An 18088-nucleotide genomic window follows, 5' to 3' on the forward strand; every position below is an offset into this window, starting at 1 on the left:
TTTTCTTTTGGCGCCATTCTTTGGCGGCATTCTTTGGCAATGTCGCCTCAAGGCGCTTCCCCACAGCCAGCCGCGGCCACCCGCCAAAGCCCAGCGCCGCAAGCCCCGCCGCCGTCCGGCGAATTAGTCCTGCTGCGGCTACAATGACAGGTTTCCTGCCAACGCCGGCGCCAGCCCTCGTCCGCCATGAACCAGCCTGCCCAAACCGCCAAGCCTGTCCGTCCCGAGCCCGCCTACACGCGCGGCGCGGCGCTGCCCTCGCTGCTCAAGTCGCGCATCCTGATACTGGACGGTGCGATGGGCACGATGATCCAGCGCTACAAGCTCGACGAAGCGCGCTATCGCGGCGAGCGTTTCAGCGACTATGCGCGCGACATCAAGGGCAATAACGAACTGTTGTCCATCACGCAGCCGCAGATCATCAGCGAAATTCACGAGCAGTATCTGGCGGCGGGCGCCGACATCATCGAGACGAACACGTTCGGCGCAACCAGCGTCGCGCAGGCGGACTACGGCATGGAAGCGCTGGCCGTCGAGATGAATCTCGAATCGGCGAAACTCGCGCGCGCCGCGTGCGACAAGTACTCGACGCCGGACAAGCCGCGCTTCGTCGCCGGCGCGATCGGACCGACGCCGAAAACCGCGAGCATTTCGCCAGACGTGAACGACCCGGGCGCGCGCAACGTTACGTTCGACGAACTGCGCGCCGCCTATTACGAGCAGGCGAAGGCGCTGCTCGACGGCGGCGCCGACCTGTTCCTCGTCGAAACGATCTTCGACACGCTCAATGCCAAGGCCGCGCTTTTCGCGCTCGACGAACTGTTCGAAGATACCGGCGAGCGCTTGCCGATCATGATCTCAGGCACCGTCACGGACGCCTCCGGGCGCATTCTGTCGGGGCAAACCGTCGAGGCGTTCTGGAACTCGCTGCGTCACGCGAGGCCGCTCACCTTCGGTTTGAACTGCGCGTTGGGCGCGGCGTTGATGCGCCCGTATATCGCCGAACTGGCCAAGCTCTGCGACACGTATGTATCGTGCTATCCGAACGCCGGCTTGCCCAATCCGATGAGCGATACGGGCTTTGACGAACTGCCCGCCGATACTTCCGGACTGCTCAAGGAATTTGCGCAAGCGGGACTCGTGAATATTGCCGGCGGCTGCTGCGGCACGACGCCCGAGCATATCGCGGCGATCGCCAAAGCACTCGCGGAAATCAAGCCGCGCCAATGGCCGACGCAATATCGCGACGCCGCGTAAGCAGCGTTCAACGCAGATGCAACGAAGCAGCACCGAAGCCGCACCCAGCCGAATCCACGCAAGCAATCGACTCGCACACACGCCATGACCGATCACACCATGCGCCTTGCCGGCCTTGAGCCGTTCAACGTCACCTCCGGGACGCTCTTCATCAACGTCGGCGAACGCACCAACGTGACGGGCTCGAAGGCGTTCGCGCGAATGATCCTGAACGACCAGTTCGACGAAGCGATCGCCGTCGCGCGCCAGCAGGTCGAAAACGGCGCGCAGGTCATCGACGTCAACATGGACGAGGCGATGCTCGATTCGAAAGCGGCGATGGTGCGCTTCATGAATCTGATCGCGTCGGAGCCGGACATCGCGCGGGTGCCGATCATGATCGACTCGTCGAAGTGGGAAGTGATCGAAGCCGGTCTGAAGTGCGTGCAAGGCAAGGCGATCGTCAACTCCATCTCGCTGAAGGAGGGCGAAGAGGCGTTCCGTCACCACGCGAAACTGATTCGCCGCTACGGCGCGGCCGCCGTGGTGATGGCATTCGACGAGCAAGGCCAGGCCGACACCTTCGAGCGCAAAACGCAGATCTGCAAGCGCTCGTACGACTTCCTCGTGAACGAAGTCGGCTTTGCGCCGGAAGATATCATCTTCGATCCGAACATTTTCGCCATCGCGACGGGTATCGAGGAGCACAACAACTACGCGGTCGACTTCATCGAGGCCACGGGCTGGATCAAGCAGAACCTGCCGTATGCGAAGGTGAGCGGCGGCGTGTCGAACGTGTCGTTCTCGTTTCGCGGCAACGATCCGGTGCGCGAGGCGATCCACACGGTGTTCCTGTATCACGCGATCCAGGCGGGCATGGACATGGGCATCGTCAACGCGGGTCAGCTCGGCGTGTATGCCGACCTCGACCCGGAGCTGCGCGAACTGGTTGAAGACGTCGTGCTGAATCGCCGCGCGGACGGCACCGACCGTCTGCTCGAAATGGCCGACAAGTTCAAGACCGGCGCCGCGAAGAAGGAAGAGAGCCTGGAGTGGCGCAACCAGCCAGTCGAGAAGCGTCTGTCGCACGCGCTCGTGCACGGCATCACGAACTTCATCGTCGAAGATACCGAGGAAGTGCGCGCCAGAATCGCCGCTGAAGGCGGCCGCCCGATCAACGTGATCGAAGGCCCGTTGATGGACGGCATGAACATCGTCGGCGACCTGTTCGGCCAGGGCAAGATGTTCCTGCCGCAAGTCGTGAAATCGGCGCGCGTGATGAAGCAGGCGGTCGCGCACCTGATTCCCTTCATCGAAGAAGAAAAGAAGCAGCTCGCGGCCGCGGGCGGCGACGTGCGCGCGAAGGGCAAGATCGTCATCGCGACCGTGAAGGGCGACGTGCACGACATCGGCAAGAATATTGTTTCGGTGGTGCTTCAGTGCAATAACTTCGAAGTGGTCAACATGGGCGTGATGGTCCCGTGCAACGACATTCTCGCGAAGGCGAAAGTGGAAGGCGCGGACATCATCGGGCTCTCGGGGCTCATCACGCCGAGTCTCGAAGAGATGGCGTATGTCGCGTCGGAGATGCAGCGCGACGACTATTTCCGCGTGAAGAAGATTCCGCTGCTGATCGGCGGCGCGACCACGTCGCGCGTGCATACCGCCGTGAAAATCGCGCCGCATTACGAAGGGCCGGTGGTGTACGTGCCGGACGCGTCGCGCTCCGTGTCGGTCGCCTCCAGCCTTCTCTCCGACGAAGGTGCGACCCGCTACCTCGACGACCTCAAGGCCGACTACGACCGCATCCGCGAGCAGCACGCGAACAAGAAAGCGCTGCCGATGGTCACGCTCGCCGAAGCGCGCGCGAACAAAACACCCGTCGACTGGGCGAGCTATCAGCCGGTCAAGCCGAAGTTCATCGGCCGCCGCGTGTTCAAGAACTTCGATCTGAACGAACTGGTGAACTACATCGACTGGGGGCCGTTCTTCCAGACGTGGGATCTGGCCGGCCCGTATCCGGCGATTCTGAACGACGAGATTGTCGGCGAATCGGCGCGGCGCGTGTTCTCGGACGCCAAGACGATGCTCGCGCGCCTGATCCAGGGCCGCTGGCTGCAAGCCAACGGCGTGATCGCGCTGCTGCCTGCCAACACCGTCAATAGCGACGACATCGAAATCTACACGGACGAATCGCGCAGCGAAGTCGCGCTCACCTGGCGCAACCTGCGTCAGCAAAGCGTGCGACCGGTGGTGGACGGCGTGATGCGGCCGAACCGCTCGCTGGCCGACTTCATCGCGCCGAAGGAGTCGGGCGTGGCGGACTACATCGGCATGTTCGCGGTCACGGCGGGTCTAGGCGTCGACGTGAAGGAAAAGCAGTTCGAAAAAGATCACGACGACTACAGCGCGATCATGCTGAAGGCGCTCGCCGACCGGTTCGCGGAAGCCTTCGCGGAAGCGCTGCATGCGCGCGTGCGCCGCGATCTGTGGGGCTATGCGAACGCCGAAAACCTCACGAACGACGAGCTGATCGCCGAAAAGTATCGCGGCATCCGCCCGGCGCCGGGCTATCCGGCGTGCCCGGATCACCTCGTGAAGCGCGACATGTTCGACGTGCTGCAAGCGGGCGAAATCGGCATGACCGTGACCGAATCGCTGGCCATGCTGCCGGCGGCGAGCGTCTCGGGCTTTTATCTCGCGCATCCGGACAGCACGTATTTCTCGGTGGGCAAGATCGCTGCGGACCAGGTGGAAGACTTCGCCGCGCGCATGTCGCTTTCCAGGGCGGACGCGGAGCGCGCGTTGGCGCCGTTGCTCTAAGCCGCGTCACGCATGAGCCACGCGGCGCGCGCGCAATCCACTATATCGAACGAGAAAGACTGAATATTTGCGGCAATGCCGTTTTCGGCTTTGTAGACTGAGGCGGCTCGACCCGCCAGACGCGGCCAGAACGCGTCGGCTCATCTCATTTGCAACCGTCAACGGAGAGAATCATATGAAGAAGCTGACGCTGTTATTGACTGCTGTTTCACTTGTCGCGGGCGCTTCGGCGGCGCTGGCGCAACCCGCCGCTCCGGCCGGCTCCAGCGCGGTCAGTTCGTATTCACCGCCCACGGCGAAACACGTCAAGAAACCGAAGAAGCAAAAAATGAAGAAAGGCGCGTCAGCTCCGGCAGTTGCCCCGGAAGCCGCCAGCCAGTAAGCCACTGCCGGCGCACGCCGCTTTCCGGCTGTGCAAAACAGAAGAGCCCGCTTCAGCCTGAGCGGGCTCTTTCTTTTCATGGGTCGGACACGCGCGGCCGCCGCTAGAGAAACCGGAAACAGGGAAGCTTCACCCCGCGTGCACGGGGTCGCCTGAATTACAGCCCCCAGACAATATCCGCGTTGGCTTTCTGCGCCTCGCGCAGCATGTCGAGGAACGGGTACGCGCGCTGCGCGAGTCCCGGAGGAATCTCGTGATGTTCGTGGCCCTCTTCACCTTCGTGGAAATGGCCGTCGTGTTCGGCGCGTTCCTGTTTGTCGAAGGTGATGGCCGCTTCGAGTTTGGTGATCGCCTCGCCGGTTTCATCGTGTGTGATGACGCCTCGCTCACCCAGGCGCTTGCCGACAATGCCGACCAGGTACTGTGCCAGATTCTCCAGCATCATCACGTCCGGGCAAGCGCGGCACTTGAAAGTAATCAGCATGACTGTTCCCTTTTTCGTTATGTTGGCTTGACGCGCAAGCAGCCGGGCGGCACCGCCCGCGCGCGCTCCGTTGGTTCGCCGCAAACGGCGCGGCGGCCACGGCCCTTGCTGGGCATCTCATTGAACATATTAGCACCTGCTAAAATCCGTCTGGACGGAAAAGCGCGGCGCGGCTGGCCCGGCCGGCTCGCCTCCATGCCGCACGGCAACCCTGCCTTCGCAGCACGCCCATGGCGTTGCAGGCAACGTGCCCGATGGCGCGCCCGCCCTGCCGCTGCGTCATGACGGGCCAACCGCCCGCTTTCCACGCTTCTGACGAACCGGCCGCCCGCACCGGGCGGCCGGCGCTTCTTCCGCATCACCGGATTGCCTCACTGGACTCGCAACAAGCATGCTGCCCGCACATAAACATACTCTCGAAACACTGCTCGCCGACACGGTGAAGCAGGTCGCGCTTGCCTCGCAAGGCGCGACCGAAGCCGCGTTCGTGTCGCCCACCATCACGCTGGAGCGCCCCAAGGTTGCCGCGCACGGCGACGTCGCGTGCAATGTGGCCATGCAGCTCGCCAAGCCGCTGCGCGCCAATCCGCGTCAGCTGGCGCAGCAGATCGTCGACGCGCTGCTCGCCGCGCCGCAAGCGCAAGGTCTCATTGAGTCCGCCGAAGTCGCGGGCCCCGGCTTCATCAACCTGCGCCTCGCCGCCGCGGCCAAGCAGGCGGTGATCGGCGCCGTGCTCGCCGAGCAGCACGCGTATGGCCGCTCGCAGCGCGACGCGGGCAAGCATGTGCTGATCGAGTTCGTGTCGGCCAATCCCACCGGGCCGCTGCACGTCGGCCACGGCCGTCAGGCCGCGCTCGGCGACGCGCTCTCGAACGTGCTCGCCTCGCAAGGCTGGGACGTGCATCGCGAGTTCTATTACAACGACGCCGGCGTGCAGATCGGCACGCTCGCGCTGTCCACCCAGGCGCGCGCGCGCGGCCTCGCGCCCGGCGACGCGGGCTGGCCGGCTTCGGCCTACAACGGCGAGTACATCGCCGACATCGCCAAAGATTATCTGGATGGCGTCACGGTTTCCGCGAGCGACGGCGAGCCCGTCACCGGCGCGGGCGACATCGAAAACCTGGAGGCGATCCGCCGTTTCGCGGTCGCGTACCTGCGTCGCGAGCAGGACATGGACTTGCAGGCGTTCGGCGTGAAGTTCGACCAGTACTACCTGGAGTCGTCGCTTTACACGGAAGGCCGTGTCGAAAAGACGGTGCAGGCGCTCATCGGCGCGGGCAAGACGTACGAGCAGGAAGGCGCGCTGTGGCTGCGCACCACCGACGACGGCGACGACAAGGATCGCGTGATGCGCAAGACCGACGGCACGTACACGTACTTCGTGCCCGACGTCGCCTATCACGTCGCGAAGTGGGAACGCGGCTTCACGAAGGTCATCAACATTCAGGGCTCGGACCACCACGGCACGATCGCGCGCGTGCGCGCCGGCCTGCAAGGTCTTGGCATCGGCATTCCGAAGGGCTATCCCGATTACGTGCTGCACAAGATGGTCACGGTCATGCGCAACGGCGAAGAGGTGAAAATCTCGAAGCGCGCGGGCAGCTACGTGACGGTGCGCGATCTGATCGAATGGTCGGGCGGCGCGACGCCGGGTTCCGAAGCCGCCGTCGATCTGATCGACGAAGAGACGATTCGCCGCGGCCGCGACGCGGTGCGCTTCTTCCTGATTTCGCGCAAGGCCGACACGGAGTTCGTCTTCGACATCGACCTCGCGTTGAAACAAAATGACGAAAACCCCGTGCACTACGTGCAATATGCGCACGCACGGATCTGCTCGGTCATCGCCGAGTGCAAGGCGCGCTACAACACGGACGAAAGCACGCTCGCCTCGGTCAGTCTCGCGCCGCTCACGAGCGAACGCGCGATGGCCTTGCTGAACAAGCTCGCCGAGTTCCCCGACATGCTGCAACACGCCGCCGACGAACTCGCGCCGCACGCGGTCGCGTTCTATCTGCGCGACCTCGCCGGCGAATTCCACTCGTTCTACAATGACAGAGCCGAGCGCGTGCTGGTCGACGATGCAGCCGAACGCAACGCACGCGTCGCGCTGCTCGCGGCCACGCGCCAGGTGCTCGCCAATGGTCTCGCGATCATCGGCGTCTCGGCTCCCATCAAGATGTAAGACCTCCGGCGTAACATGCATGCGGCCGTCGTTATAATCGGCGGCCGTTCCAGGATTCTTTTTGCAGGTGATTCATACGATGGCAAAACCACGCCGCACAACAAAGCAATCGAAACAAACCGGGGGTACTTTTCTCGGCATCGTGCTGGGCCTGATCGTCGGCCTCGCGATCGCGGTAGTGGTGGCGCTGTATATCACCCGTGCGCCTACGCCGTTCGTCTCGAAGGTCGCGCCGCCCGCGGCGCCGGACTCGAATGCGAGCCAGGCGCAATACGATCCGAATCGACCGCTGCAAGGCAAGACGCCGGGTCAGCCGGTGCCGCAGGCCGCGCAACCCGCGCCGCCGAACACCGCGCCTGGCCAGACCAACTCGCAGACGCAGTCGGGCATGCTGGAACAGCCGCAGATCATCGAGGTGCCGCCTACCATCGGCAACGGCAACAACAATGCCGCCAACAATGCGGGCGGCAATGCCAACGGCACGGCGGTCGCGCCGAAGCCCGCGCAGGAAAACGGCAGCAACAATGCCGCCACCGCCGCGAAGAAGCCGCAAGGCACGAACGCCCCGGCCACCACCACGGCGGGTTCCGCGCCGAAGAGCACGTCGTCGGCAACGGTCGCGAACGTCAAGCCGGGCTCGGGCGCGGCTCCCGCAGCGGGCGACGCGAACACCGGCTACTTCCTGCAAGTGGGCGCGTACAAAACCGCCTCGGACGCCGAACAGCAACGCGCGCGTCTCGCCTTCCAGGGTTTCGAATCGAAGGTGACGCAGCGCGAGGCGGGCGGTGTCACGTACTATCGCGTGCGGATTGGACCGTTCTCGAAGTTCGAGGATATGAACGCGAACCGTCAGCGTCTGTCGGATGCGGGCGTGGACACCGCTGTCATCCGCTTCACCAAACAGTAACATTCAGTGATTTGCCGACAGGCGCCGCCGCCGAACTATCGTCGCGCGGCGCATGTCACAAGCCACGACAAGCGCGACAAACACGGACGAACAAAACGTCCAGACGCCGAATCAGAAAACAGTGACGGGCATTTGCGTGGCGCCACTGTTTTACGCCTACCTGGGTCAACAAAACATGAAAAAACTGCTGAGCATTCTGTTCCTCTCGCTGGGTCTGGTTGCGGCCACGGCTCACGCCTCGCCGTCCGCGCCGGTTTCGGGCAAGGACTACACGGTGCTGCCCACCGCGCAGAATACCGACGTGCCGGCCGGCAAGATCGAAGTCACCGAGTTCTTCTGGTACGGCTGCCCGCACTGCAACGAATTCAACCCGTACCTCGAAGCATGGGTGAAGAAGCAGGGTCCGGACGTCGTGTTCAAGCGCGTGCCGGTTGCCTTCCGCGACGACTTCATTCCGCATTCCAAGATGTATCACGCGCTGGATGCGCTCGGCCTCGCCACGCAGCTCACGCCTAAGGTCTTCAACGAAATCCACGTCAACAAAAACTACTTGCTGACGCCGGAAGATCAGGCCAAATTCCTCGCGAAGAACGGCGTCGATCCGAAGAAGTACATGGACGCGTACAACTCTTTCTCGACGCAAAGCGCGCTGCAGAAAGACAAGAAGCTGATGGACGACTACAAGATCGACGGCGTGCCGACGCTCGCCGTGCAAGGCAAGTATGAAACCGGCCCGGCCGCGACCAACAGCCTGCCCGGCACCGTCCAGGTGCTCGACTACCTGGTCCAGCAGGTTCGCGCGAAGAAGATGTAAAGCCTGAGGCGCCGGAATGAACTCACCGCTAAAAGTTTTCATTACCGGCGCTTCGAGTGGAATCGGCCTCGCGCTCGCCGCCGAATACGCGCGGCGCGGCGCGACGCTCGGCCTCGTTGCCCGTCGCGGCGACACCCTCGCCGCCTTCCAGCGGTCTCATCCGCACAATCCCGTTTCCATCTATTCCGTCGACGTCCGCGACGCCGAGGCGCTCGCCGAAGCCGCCGCGCACTTCATCGCGCAGCATGGTCTGCCGGATGTCGTGATCGCCAATGCCGGGGTGAGCCGTGGCGCGGTCACCGGACAAGGCGACCTGCGCACTTTCCGCGAAGTGATGGACATCAACTACTTCGGCATGGTCGCCACGTTCGAGCCGTTCGCCGCCGCCATGATCGCGGCGAAGCGCGGCACGCTGGTCGGCATTGCGAGCGTCGCGAGCGTGCGCGGCTTGCCGGGCTCGGGCGCGTATAGCGCATCGAAGTCCGCGGCGCTGAAGTATCTCGAAGCGTTGCGCGTCGAAATGCGCCCTCATGACGTCGGCGTGGTCACCATCGCGCCCGGCTACATCCGCACGCCGATGACCGAGCACAATCCGTACACCATGCCCTTCCTGATGGACGCCGATCGCTTCGCGACGAAGGTCGCGCGGGCGGTCGAGCGCCAAACGGCTTTCGCGGTGTTCCCGTGGCAGATGCGAATTGTGGCGATGCTGCTGCATGTGGCGCCGCGTTGGCTTTACGACCGCGTCTTCGAGCGCGCGCCGCGCAAGCCGCGCGCCGCCGCCGAGTAAAGCCATGTCCTCGCGCGCGGTCGATGCAACCGGCTGCGCGCACGAGAAAGCGGGCGCCGGCGCGCGCATCGTCTCGCTGGTGCCGAGCATCACCGAATTGCTGTTCGCGCTGGGTCTGGATCAGTTGATCGTCGGACGCACCGGTTTTTGCGTGCATCCACGCGAGAAGGTGCGCTCGGTGCGCAAGGTCGGCGGCACGAAGGCGGTGAATGTCGAAGCGATCCGCGAACTGCAACCCACTCATCTGATCGTCAATATCGACGAGAACGAGCGCGAGACTGTCGAGCAATTGCGTCAGTTCGTGCCGCATGTCGTCGTCACGCATCCGCGCGCGCCGTATGACAACCTTTCGCTGTACGCGCTGCTGGGCGCGATTTTCGACCGCGAGCGGGAAGCACGGCGTCTCGGCGAAGCGCTCGAAGCGCGTCTGCAGGAAGCCGCCGCTCATGCGTTTGCCGCGCAAAACGTGCTGTACGTGATCTGGCGCGAACCGTGGATGACCGTCGCCCGCGACACCTACATCTCCGCGATGCTGCAACTCGTCAACTGGCACACGTTGCCCGACGTGCAAGGCGGCGCGTCCGGCGCCGCGCGCTATCCCGCGTTCGATTTCTCCCAGGCGCCGTGGCTCGACGGCGTCGAGCGCATTCTGCTGTCGAGCGAGCCGTATCGCTTCACGCAGGCGCATTGCGATGCGCTGACGCGCGATCCGCGCATGACCGGCAAGCGCATCGAGTTGATCGATGGCGAAATGGTCTCGTGGTACGGCGTGCGCGCGATCGACGGCATCGCCTATCTGATGCGCCGCGCCGCCGCGGCCTGACTGCGCGGCGCGCCGCCGCATGCGCCCGTCCAATGGGGATAGGCGGATTATGTTGTTGTCGCGGCAACGTCCCTTCGATAAGCTTTCGCGAAGGCCGACGCGAGCATGCCCCGGATAATGGCGGCCATGCGCCGGCGCGGAAAACGTATCACAATGAAGACGACGGTCATGCTGCCGGCTGCCCGTCTCCCGTCAACGGAACATAACCACAACCAGACGCACTGCCTGACTGCGCTCGTTATCGGAGATCTTATGCGCTTCAAACTGCTCGCAGCCGCCGTATTGTTCACGGCGCCCGCGCTCGTGCTCGCCAAACCGCTGACCGTCTGCACCGAGTCGAGCCCCGACGGTTTCGATGTCGTGCAGTTCAACTCCCTCGTCACGACCAACGCGTCGGCCGACGTGATTTTCAATTCGCTCGTTTCCTACGACGAGGCCGCGAAGAAAGTCGCGCCGTCGCTCGCCAGCAGCTGGGATGTGAGCGCGGACGGCCTCACCTACACGTTCCATCTGCGCCCGAACGTGCAGTTCCAGACCACCGACTACTTCAAGCCGAGCCGGCCGCTGAATGCGGACGACGTCGTCTTCACGTTCGACCGCATGCTCAACGACAGCAACCCGTGGCACAAGGTGGCGGGCGCGAGCGGCTTCCCGCATGCGCAATCAATGGGCTTGCCGAAGCTCATCAAGTCGATCAGCAAGGTGGACGACAATACCGTCAAGTTCGAGCTGAACGCGCCGGACGCGACCTTCGTATCGATCCTGACAATGGGCTTTGCCTCGATCTATTCCGCCGAATACGCCGACCAGTTGCTCAAGGCCGGCAAGCAGGCCGATCTGAATTCGAAGCCGGTCGGCACCGGTCCTTTCGAACTCAAGAGCTACACGAAAGACGCGGTGATCCGCTACGACGTGAACCCGACGTACTGGGGGCCGAAGCCGAAGATCGACCGCCTGATCTACGCGATCACGCCCGACGCCACCGTGCGTGCGCAAAAGGTGAAAGCGGGCGAATGCCAGATTGCGTTGTCGCCGAAGCCCCAGGATCTCGCGCAAGCGAAGAGTGACAAGTCGCTCGCCATCGCGCAGACGCCCGCGTTCATGACCGCGTTCGTCGCGCTGAACACGCAGAAGAAGCCGCTCGACAGTCAGAAGGTGCGCGCCGCGCTGAACATGGCGTTCGACCGCGGCACTTATCTGAAGACCGTGTTCGACAACACCGCGACGCCGGCCGTGAATCCTTATCCGCCGAATACGTGGAGCTACGACAAGGGCGTGAAGCCCTGGCCGTACGATCCGGCCAAGGCAAAGAAGCTGCTCGCGGACGCGGGTTATCCGAACGGCTTTGAAACGACGATCTGGGTGCGTCCGAACGGCAGCGTGCTGAATCCGAATCCGAAAGCGGGCGCCGAACTGCTGCAAGCGGACTTCGCGAAGATCGGCGTGAAGGCGGACGTGAAGGTGATCGAATGGGGCGAGCTGATCAAGCAGGCCAAGCAAGGCCAGCACGACTCGCTATTCATGGGCTGGGCCGGCGACAATGGCGACCCGGACAACTATCTGTCGCCGCTCTTCAGTTGCAATGCAGTGAAGTCGGGCATCAACTTCGCGCGCTTCTGCGATCAGGATCTCGACAAATTGATCGCCGACGGCAAGGCCACGCCGGATCAGTCCAAACGCGCGAAGGCGTATGAGGCTGCGCAGCAGATCATCCACGATCAGGCGCTGTGGATTCCGCTCGGCTATCCGACCGCGGCGGCGATCACGCGGACCAACGTGAGCGGCTATCACGTGAGTCCGTTTGGGCGGCAGAATTTTGGCGCGGTGGCGGTGAAGTAGGTCCGCTTACTCTTGATGGCATTGCAAAGCCCGGTGGCGCGAGGAAAGGCGCACCGGGCTTTTTCTATCTGCGTGCCAGGTCAACCAACCCTCACGCCGCAAACCGGATTACCCCATCTTCCCCTTGCGTGCGCCGCAATTCCCCCGCCAGCCACAGCAGATGCAAGTGCGCGAGCGCCTCGCCCATCGCGAACGTCATCTGGTGAATATCCAACTGACGCTTGAACATGAGCGGCACGATGTCCGCTGCGCTGTGCGGCTCGCGCGCACACGCCTCGCGCACTTCGGCGAGACGCGCATCGTGATGCTCGCGCAACTGACGCACGCGCGTGCGCACGCCGCGAAACGGCTTGCCGTGCGATGGCAGCACGAGCGTGTCCTCGGGCATCGCTTCGTAACGGCCCAGCGACTCCAGATACAGCGCGAGCGGCGAACCTTCCGGCTCCATGGCGAATACCGACACGTTCGTCGAAATACGCGGCAGCACCATGTCGCCGGAAATCAGCACGTCGGTCTCTTCGCAATGCAACGCGCAATGCTCCGGCGAATGGCCGAATCCCGTCACCACGCGCCATGTCTTGCCGCCGATCTCCACGCCGTCTGCTTCACGCAAGCGGCGATACTCGCCTGGCACCGCCGGCACCAGGTTCGCGTAGTAGTTCTGGCGATTGCGCAGCTTTTCCAGCGACGCCTCGTCGGTCACGCCGTGCCGCGCGAAATGCCGCGCAGCATCCTCGCCGCCCGCGTTGGAGCCGTCGCCGGCCGCCAACACGCGAGCCTGCATGTATTCGCCGAGTGTCGTCCACAAGCGCACGTCCCAGCGCTTCTTATCGCCGCCGCCGCAGATCCAGTGCGCCAGGCCGATGTGATCCGGATGGCAATGCGTGACGATCACGCGCAGCACCGGCAAACCGTCCAGCACCGACTCGAACACGGTCTCCCAGTTCTCCTTGATCGCGTCCGACGCGATCCCGCAGTCGACCACCGTCCAGCCTTGCCGGCCGTCGATCTGATCGCGCAGCAGCCACAGGTTGATATGGTCGAGCGCAAACGGCAGCGGCATGCGCAACCAGAAGACGCCGGGCGCGACTTCCATGGCGTGGCCTGGTTCCGGCAACGTGTCGTTGAACGGATAATCGAGTTGATGTTCGAGTGCATTCATTCGGATGTCTTCCTCCACGCGTGCCGCGTACTTGCCACAGGTTGCATTCAACCCAGGTTGACGATAACGTAAACGTCGATTCTATCGTTCAATCTGATTTTTTGCCCGGCCAGTGAATGCCCCGATGAACACGCAATACACGATCACCGAACTCGCGCGGGAATTCGACGTCACGCCGCGCGCCATCCGTTTCTACGAAGACCAGGGTTTACTCTCGCCGAGCCGCGAAGGATCGAGCGGCTTGCGGCGCGTCTATTCGGGCCGCGACCGCACGCGTCTCAAACTGACGTTGCGCGGCAAGCGGCTCGGCTTCACGCTCTCGGAAATTCGCGATCTGCTCGATGTGTACGAATCGCCAACCGACACCGTGCCGCAACTGCACGCGTTTCTCGCCACGGTCGCGCGTCATCGGGACGTGCTGGAGCGTCAGCTGGAAGACCTGAATGCGACGCTCGAAGACCTCGCGCAATACGAAGCCCAGGCGCGCGCGATGCTCGACGGCGGCGCACACGAAGCGAGACCTGCGTAAGCGCCCACGAATGCATCACGGAACAATTTTTTGCTGAAAGTTGAATCGTTTAACGCGTGCCAAGCGGCGCATTGAGCGGAGTTAATCGGAGAAGTCGGCGAATGTCCGGCGGCGCGCATACTGCGCCGAGGCGCGCGCCGGTTGACGCAATGGGTCGCGAGGCCGCCCGGACGATACAATCACGGGTGTCTTCACGACATGAGACGAGTGCACGGCCGACATGAATCACTTCCCCAAACTGTTGTCGTCGCAAATCGGCTTTGACGTCGCCCAGACGATGCTCGAAGGATTCAACCGGCACTACCGGATCTTTCGCGACGCGGCGATCCACGCCAAAACGCTGTTCGAGACCGGCGACTGGCACGGGCTGCAAAAGCTCGCGCGCGAGCGCATCACGTCATACGACGATCGCGTGCACGAATGCGTCGAGCTGCTCGAAGACGAATACGACGCGGAACGGATCGACCGCGAAGTGTGGCAGCAGATCAAGCTGCATTACATCGGCCTTCTGACCACGCACCGCCAGCCCGAGTGCGCGGAAACGTTTTTCAATTCGGTGTGCTGCAAGATCCTGCACCGCTCGTACTTCAATAACGACTTCATTTTCGTGCGCCCGGCGATCTCGACCGAATATCTGGAGAACGACGAGCCCGCCGCGAAGCCGACTTATCGTGCGTACTATCCCGGCAAGGACGGCCTCGCGGCCACGCTGGAGCGCATCGTCACGAACTTTCAGCTCGACCCGCCGTTTGAGGATCTGACGCGCGACGTGGGCTGCGTGATGCAGGCCATCCACGACGCGTTCGGCACATTCGACGAAGCGCCCAACTTCCAGATTCATGTGCTCTCGTCGCTGTTCTTTCGCAACAAGTCGGCGTATATCGTCGGGCGGATCATCAACGGCGATCTGCTGCTGCCGTTCGCGCTGCCGCTGCGTCATGTGAAGCCCGGCGTGCTCGCGGTCGACAGCGTGCTGCTCAAGCGCGAACAGTTGCTGATCATTTTCAGCTTCTCGCACTCGTACTTTCTGGTCGATATGGAAGTGCCGTCCGCTTGCGTCGAGTTTCTCGGCATGATCATGCCGGGCAAACCGAAGGCGGAGATCTACACGTCCGTCGGCTTGCAGAAGCAAGGCAAGAATCTGTTTTATCGCGACCTGCTGCATCACCTGTCGCATTCGAGCGATCAGTTCATCGTCGCACCCGGCATCAAGGGGCTCGTGATGCTGGTGTTCACGCTGCCGTCTTTCCCTTACGTGTTCAAGCTGATCAAGGACAACTTCCCGCCGCCGAAGGAAACCACGCGCGCGAAGATCCAGGAGAAGTATCAGCTCGTCAAACGACATGACCGTTTGGGCCGCATGGCCGACACGCTCGAATATTCGAGCGTCGCGCTGCCCATCTCGCGGCTCGACGAAGCGCTCGTGCGCGAACTGAAAAAAGAGGTGCCGTCGCTGCTCGAATACGACGGCGACAATCTCGTGATTCGCCATATGTATATCGAGCGCCGCATGGTGCCGCTGAATCTGTTCCTGCAAAACGGCAACGACGCCGACGTCGATCACGGCATCAAGGAATACGGCAATGCGGTGAAGGAACTCATGCAGGCGAACATCTTCCCGGGCGACATGCTGTACAAGAACTTCGGCGTGACGCGCCACGGCCGTGTGGTGTTCTACGACTACGACGAAATCGAATATCTGACCGACTGCAACGTGCGCGCGGTGCCGGCGCCGCGTAACGAGGAAGACGAAATGTCGGGCGAACCGTGGTATTCGATCGGCCCACACGACATTTTCCCGGAGACCTATGGCACTTTCCTGCTCGGCGATCCACGCGTGCGCCGCTCGTTCATGCAACATCACGCGGACTTTTTCGATCCGGCGCTATGGCAGCGGCACAAGGATCATTTACTGAAAGGCGAACTGCCTGACTTTTTTCCGTACGACGCCAGCGTGCGATTTTGCATCCGCTATCCGGAGCGCTTTGCACCGAATGCGCCGGGTGCTGCCGATACGCAAGCCGACGAACTCACGGTGCGAGTGGCGTAGCGCAGCACGACGACATTCACCCGACATCCAACGCAACAACACGGGCCGCACGAACGGCCGAATAACTGACCAGACGCCTCATGAACACGAACGCTTCCAACTCCGCCCATCCGCTCGCGCATCTGTTCGACAACAACGACGCGTGGGTCGCCCGCCAATTGTCCGAAGACCCCGAGTACTTCTCGCGTCTCGCGCATCAGCAGACGCCCGAATATCTGTGGATCGGCTGCTCCGATTCGCGCGTGCCGGCGAACCAGATCATCGGCCTGCCGCCGGGTGAAGTGTTCGTGCATAGAAACATCGCCAACGTGGTGGTGCATACCGATCTGAATTGCCTGTCGGTGATTCAGTTCGCCGTCGATCTGCTGAAGGTCAAGCACATCATGGTGGTCGGCCATTACGGCTGCTCGGGCGTGGGCGCGGCGTTGCACGGCCAGCGCGTGGGTCTCGCGGACAACTGGCTGCATCACGTGCAGGACGTCCGCGCGAAACACGCCGCGCTGCTCGACGAGTGGCCGCTCGGCGAAGCGCGTCACCGCCGTCTCGTCGAACTGAACACGATCGAGCAGGTGGTGAACGTGTGCCGCACGACCATCATCAACGATGCATGGGCGCGCGGCCAGCAACTGAGCGTGCACGGCTGGGCGTACGGCGTGCACGACGGCAAGGTGCGCGACCTCGGCATGACGATCAACAGCGCAGCCGCGCTCGACGAAACCTACCAGCGTTGCGTGGCCGCCGTGTCGGCGAGCCACGCGCACGAAGCCAACAACGACGTGGTCGCCGCCGATGCGGCGCAGCTCGGCGACGTGCCGGCTATCGTCGAAGGTGTGATCAAGGAGCTAAAACATGAGTGAGACAAACATGAGCGACACGATGGCTGATCCGATTGTGATCGTGGGCGTCGCGCGCACGCCGATGGCCGCGTTTCAGGGCGATTTCGCATCGCTGAGCGCGCCGCAACTGGGCTCGGTCGCAATCGAAGCCGCGGTCCAGCGCGCGGGTCTCAAACCCGAACAGATCGACGAAGTGGTGATGGGTTGCGTGCTGCCCGCCGGCCTCGGCCAGGCGCCCGCGCGTCAGGCGGCGCTCGGCGCGGGCTTGCCGCTTTCCACCGGCAGCACCACGGTGAACAAGATGTGCGGCTCGGGCATGCGCGCGGCCATGTTCGCGCACGACATGCTGGCCGCCGGCTCGGTCGACGTGATCGTCGCCGGCGGCATGGAGAGCATGACGAATGCGCCGTATCTGCTGCCCAAGGCGCGCGACGGCATGCGCATGGGTCATGGCCAGGTGATCGACCACATGTTCTACGACGGCCTCGAAGACGCCTACGAAAAAGGCCGCCTGATGGGCACCTTCGCGGAAGAATGCGCGGGCTCGTTCGAGTTCACGCGCGAGGCACAAGACGCATTCGCCGTCGAGTCGCTGAACCGCGCGAAGCGCGCGAACGAAGACGGTTCGTTCGCATGGGAAATCGCGCCGGTGAAGGTGGCAAGCCGCAAAGGCGACGTGACCGTCGATCACGACGAACAGCCCTTCAAGGCCAACATCGAGAAAATCCCCACGCTCAAGCCCGCGTTCAGCAAAACGGGCACCGTGACGGCGGCGAACTCGTCGTCGATTTCCGACGGCGCCGCGGCGCTCGTCATGATGCGCGAATCGACGGCGAAGCGGCTCAACGTCGCGCCCATTGCGCGCGTGGTCGGGCACTCGACCTTCGCGCAGGAGCCGGCGAAGTTCACCACCGCGCCGGTCGGCGCGATCCGCAAGCTGTTCGAGAAGAACGGCTGGCGCGCCGACGAAGTCGACCTGTACGAGGTCAACGAAGCGTTCGCGGTCGTCACCATGGCCGCCATAAAGGAACACAAGCTGCCGCACGACAAGGTCAACGTGAACGGCGGCGCGTGTGCGCTCGGCCATCCGATCGGCGCATCCGGCGCACGCATTCTCGTCACGCTGATCGGCGCGCTCAAAAAGCGCGGCGGCAAGCGCGGCGTCGCGACACTGTGCATCGGCGGCGGCGAAGCAACCGCCATGGGTATCGAACTGGTTTGACGCGTGCCT

General features: G+C 63.2%; 14 protein-coding genes and 1 pseudogene. 13 read left to right on the forward strand and 2 right to left on the reverse strand.

Annotated features, from left to right (window positions below; genetic code table 11):
- The first annotated feature begins 186 nt into the window (after window positions 1-186).
- The 3 genes and pseudogenes from VOM14_RS22965 (at window position 187) to VOM14_RS22975 (ending at window position 4441) form a co-directional block, all read left to right on the forward strand.
- Entirely contained in the window at window positions 187-1257 is a 1071-nt protein-coding gene (locus VOM14_RS22965; protein WP_327631046.1) for a homocysteine S-methyltransferase family protein, read from the forward strand.
- A 60-nt stretch (window positions 1258-1317) separates the two neighbouring features.
- Window positions 1318-4059 (forward strand): annotated as a pseudogene (gene metH / locus VOM14_RS22970) (methionine synthase); the annotation flags it as partial.
- A 175-nt stretch (window positions 4060-4234) separates the two neighbouring features.
- Window positions 4235-4441: an acid-shock protein gene (locus VOM14_RS22975; RefSeq protein ID WP_327631047.1), complete on the forward strand. Its 207-nt coding sequence runs from the start codon at window positions 4235-4237 to the stop codon at window positions 4439-4441.
- Between the two features lie 157 nt (window positions 4442-4598).
- Here the strand turns inward: VOM14_RS22975 and VOM14_RS22980 are convergent, their stop codons facing one another.
- Window positions 4599-4925, reverse strand: a complete 327-nt coding sequence (locus tag VOM14_RS22980; RefSeq protein WP_327631048.1) for a DUF1840 domain-containing protein — start codon at window positions 4923-4925, stop codon at window positions 4599-4601.
- 391 nt (window positions 4926-5316) lie between these two features.
- Between VOM14_RS22980 and argS the strand changes: the two genes are divergently transcribed.
- From argS to VOM14_RS23010, 6 genes are all read left to right on the forward strand, one after another.
- On the forward strand, window positions 5317-7107 hold the full coding sequence (gene argS, locus VOM14_RS22985; protein ID WP_327631049.1) for an arginine--tRNA ligase: 1791 nt from the start codon (window positions 5317-5319) through the stop codon (window positions 7105-7107).
- Between the two features lie 61 nt (window positions 7108-7168).
- A complete protein-coding gene (locus VOM14_RS22990) occupies window positions 7169-8014 on the forward strand; it encodes an SPOR domain-containing protein (protein ID WP_327631050.1) in 846 nt (281 codons plus the stop codon).
- A 175-nt stretch (window positions 8015-8189) separates the two neighbouring features.
- On the forward strand, window positions 8190-8828 hold the full coding sequence (locus tag VOM14_RS22995) for a thiol:disulfide interchange protein DsbA/DsbL (protein ID WP_327631051.1): 639 nt from the start codon (window positions 8190-8192) through the stop codon (window positions 8826-8828).
- A gap of 16 nt (window positions 8829-8844) precedes the next feature.
- Window positions 8845-9618, forward strand: a complete 774-nt coding sequence (locus VOM14_RS23000; RefSeq protein WP_327631052.1) for an SDR family oxidoreductase — start codon at window positions 8845-8847, stop codon at window positions 9616-9618.
- Between the two features lie 4 nt (window positions 9619-9622).
- On the forward strand, window positions 9623-10441 hold the full coding sequence (locus tag VOM14_RS23005; protein WP_327631053.1) for a helical backbone metal receptor: 819 nt from the start codon (window positions 9623-9625) through the stop codon (window positions 10439-10441).
- Between the two features lie 252 nt (window positions 10442-10693).
- Window positions 10694-12280 (forward strand): ABC transporter substrate-binding protein, encoded by a 1587-nt coding sequence (locus tag VOM14_RS23010; RefSeq protein WP_327631054.1) that lies wholly within the window; start codon window positions 10694-10696, stop codon window positions 12278-12280.
- Window positions 12281-12371: 91 nt separating this feature from the next.
- Here VOM14_RS23010 and VOM14_RS23015 read toward each other — a convergent pair whose 3' ends face one another.
- The gene (locus tag VOM14_RS23015) at window positions 12372-13442 is read right to left on the reverse strand and encodes an MBL fold metallo-hydrolase (RefSeq protein WP_327631055.1); all 1071 of its coding nucleotides are present in this window, start codon (window positions 13440-13442) and stop codon (window positions 12372-12374) included.
- Window positions 13443-13566: 124 nt separating this feature from the next.
- On the opposite strand from VOM14_RS23015, the gene VOM14_RS23020 reads away from it, so the two are divergent.
- The 4 genes from VOM14_RS23020 (at window position 13567) to VOM14_RS23035 (ending at window position 18079) form a co-directional block, all read left to right on the forward strand.
- Window positions 13567-13971, forward strand: a complete 405-nt coding sequence (locus VOM14_RS23020; RefSeq protein WP_327631056.1) for a MerR family transcriptional regulator — start codon at window positions 13567-13569, stop codon at window positions 13969-13971.
- Window positions 13972-14191: 220 nt separating this feature from the next.
- Entirely contained in the window at window positions 14192-16021 is a 1830-nt protein-coding gene (gene aceK / locus VOM14_RS23025) for a bifunctional isocitrate dehydrogenase kinase/phosphatase (protein ID WP_327631057.1), read from the forward strand.
- Between the two features lie 80 nt (window positions 16022-16101).
- Window positions 16102-16878 carry a carbonate dehydratase gene (gene can / locus VOM14_RS23030; protein ID WP_327631058.1) on the forward strand — a complete coding sequence of 259 codons (777 nt, stop codon included), beginning with the start codon at window positions 16102-16104 and terminating at the stop codon, window positions 16876-16878.
- Window positions 16871-18079: an acetyl-CoA C-acetyltransferase gene (locus VOM14_RS23035; RefSeq protein ID WP_327631059.1), complete on the forward strand. Its 1209-nt coding sequence runs from the start codon at window positions 16871-16873 to the stop codon at window positions 18077-18079. Before can ends, VOM14_RS23035 begins: the two co-directional genes overlap by 8 nt.
- The last annotated feature ends 9 nt before the right edge of the window (window positions 18080-18088 follow it).

The organism is Paraburkholderia sp. MPAMCS5 (genome assembly GCF_036016995.1).
In the GTDB taxonomy this organism is placed as follows: Bacteria; Pseudomonadota; Gammaproteobacteria; order Burkholderiales; family Burkholderiaceae; genus Paraburkholderia.

What these genes read in the sequence shown, in the direction of transcription:
- VOM14_RS23015 (WP_327631055.1), bottom strand. Translation starts at nt 13,442, where the DNA reads ATGAATGCACTCGAACATCAACTCGATTATCCGTTCAACGACACGTTG.
- VOM14_RS22980 (WP_327631048.1), bottom strand. Translation starts at nt 4,925, where the DNA reads ATGCTGATTACTTTCAAGTGCCGCGCTTGCCCGGACGTGATGATGCTG.
- VOM14_RS23035 (WP_327631059.1), top strand. Translation starts at nt 16,871, where the DNA reads ATGAGTGAGACAAACATGAGCGACACGATGGCTGATCCGATTGTGATC.
- VOM14_RS22975 (WP_327631047.1), top strand. Translation starts at nt 4,235, where the DNA reads ATGAAGAAGCTGACGCTGTTATTGACTGCTGTTTCACTTGTCGCGGGC.
- VOM14_RS23000 (WP_327631052.1), top strand. Translation starts at nt 8,845, where the DNA reads ATGAACTCACCGCTAAAAGTTTTCATTACCGGCGCTTCGAGTGGAATC.
- VOM14_RS22965 (WP_327631046.1), top strand. Translation starts at nt 187, where the DNA reads ATGAACCAGCCTGCCCAAACCGCCAAGCCTGTCCGTCCCGAGCCCGCC.
- can (WP_327631058.1), top strand. Translation starts at nt 16,102, where the DNA reads ATGAACACGAACGCTTCCAACTCCGCCCATCCGCTCGCGCATCTGTTC.
- VOM14_RS23010 (WP_327631054.1), top strand. Translation starts at nt 10,694, where the DNA reads ATGCGCTTCAAACTGCTCGCAGCCGCCGTATTGTTCACGGCGCCCGCG.
- VOM14_RS23005 (WP_327631053.1), top strand. Translation starts at nt 9,623, where the DNA reads ATGTCCTCGCGCGCGGTCGATGCAACCGGCTGCGCGCACGAGAAAGCG.
- aceK (WP_327631057.1), top strand. Translation starts at nt 14,192, where the DNA reads ATGAATCACTTCCCCAAACTGTTGTCGTCGCAAATCGGCTTTGACGTC.
- VOM14_RS23020 (WP_327631056.1), top strand. Translation starts at nt 13,567, where the DNA reads ATGAACACGCAATACACGATCACCGAACTCGCGCGGGAATTCGACGTC.
- argS (WP_327631049.1), top strand. Translation starts at nt 5,317, where the DNA reads ATGCTGCCCGCACATAAACATACTCTCGAAACACTGCTCGCCGACACG.
- VOM14_RS22995 (WP_327631051.1), top strand. Translation starts at nt 8,190, where the DNA reads ATGAAAAAACTGCTGAGCATTCTGTTCCTCTCGCTGGGTCTGGTTGCG.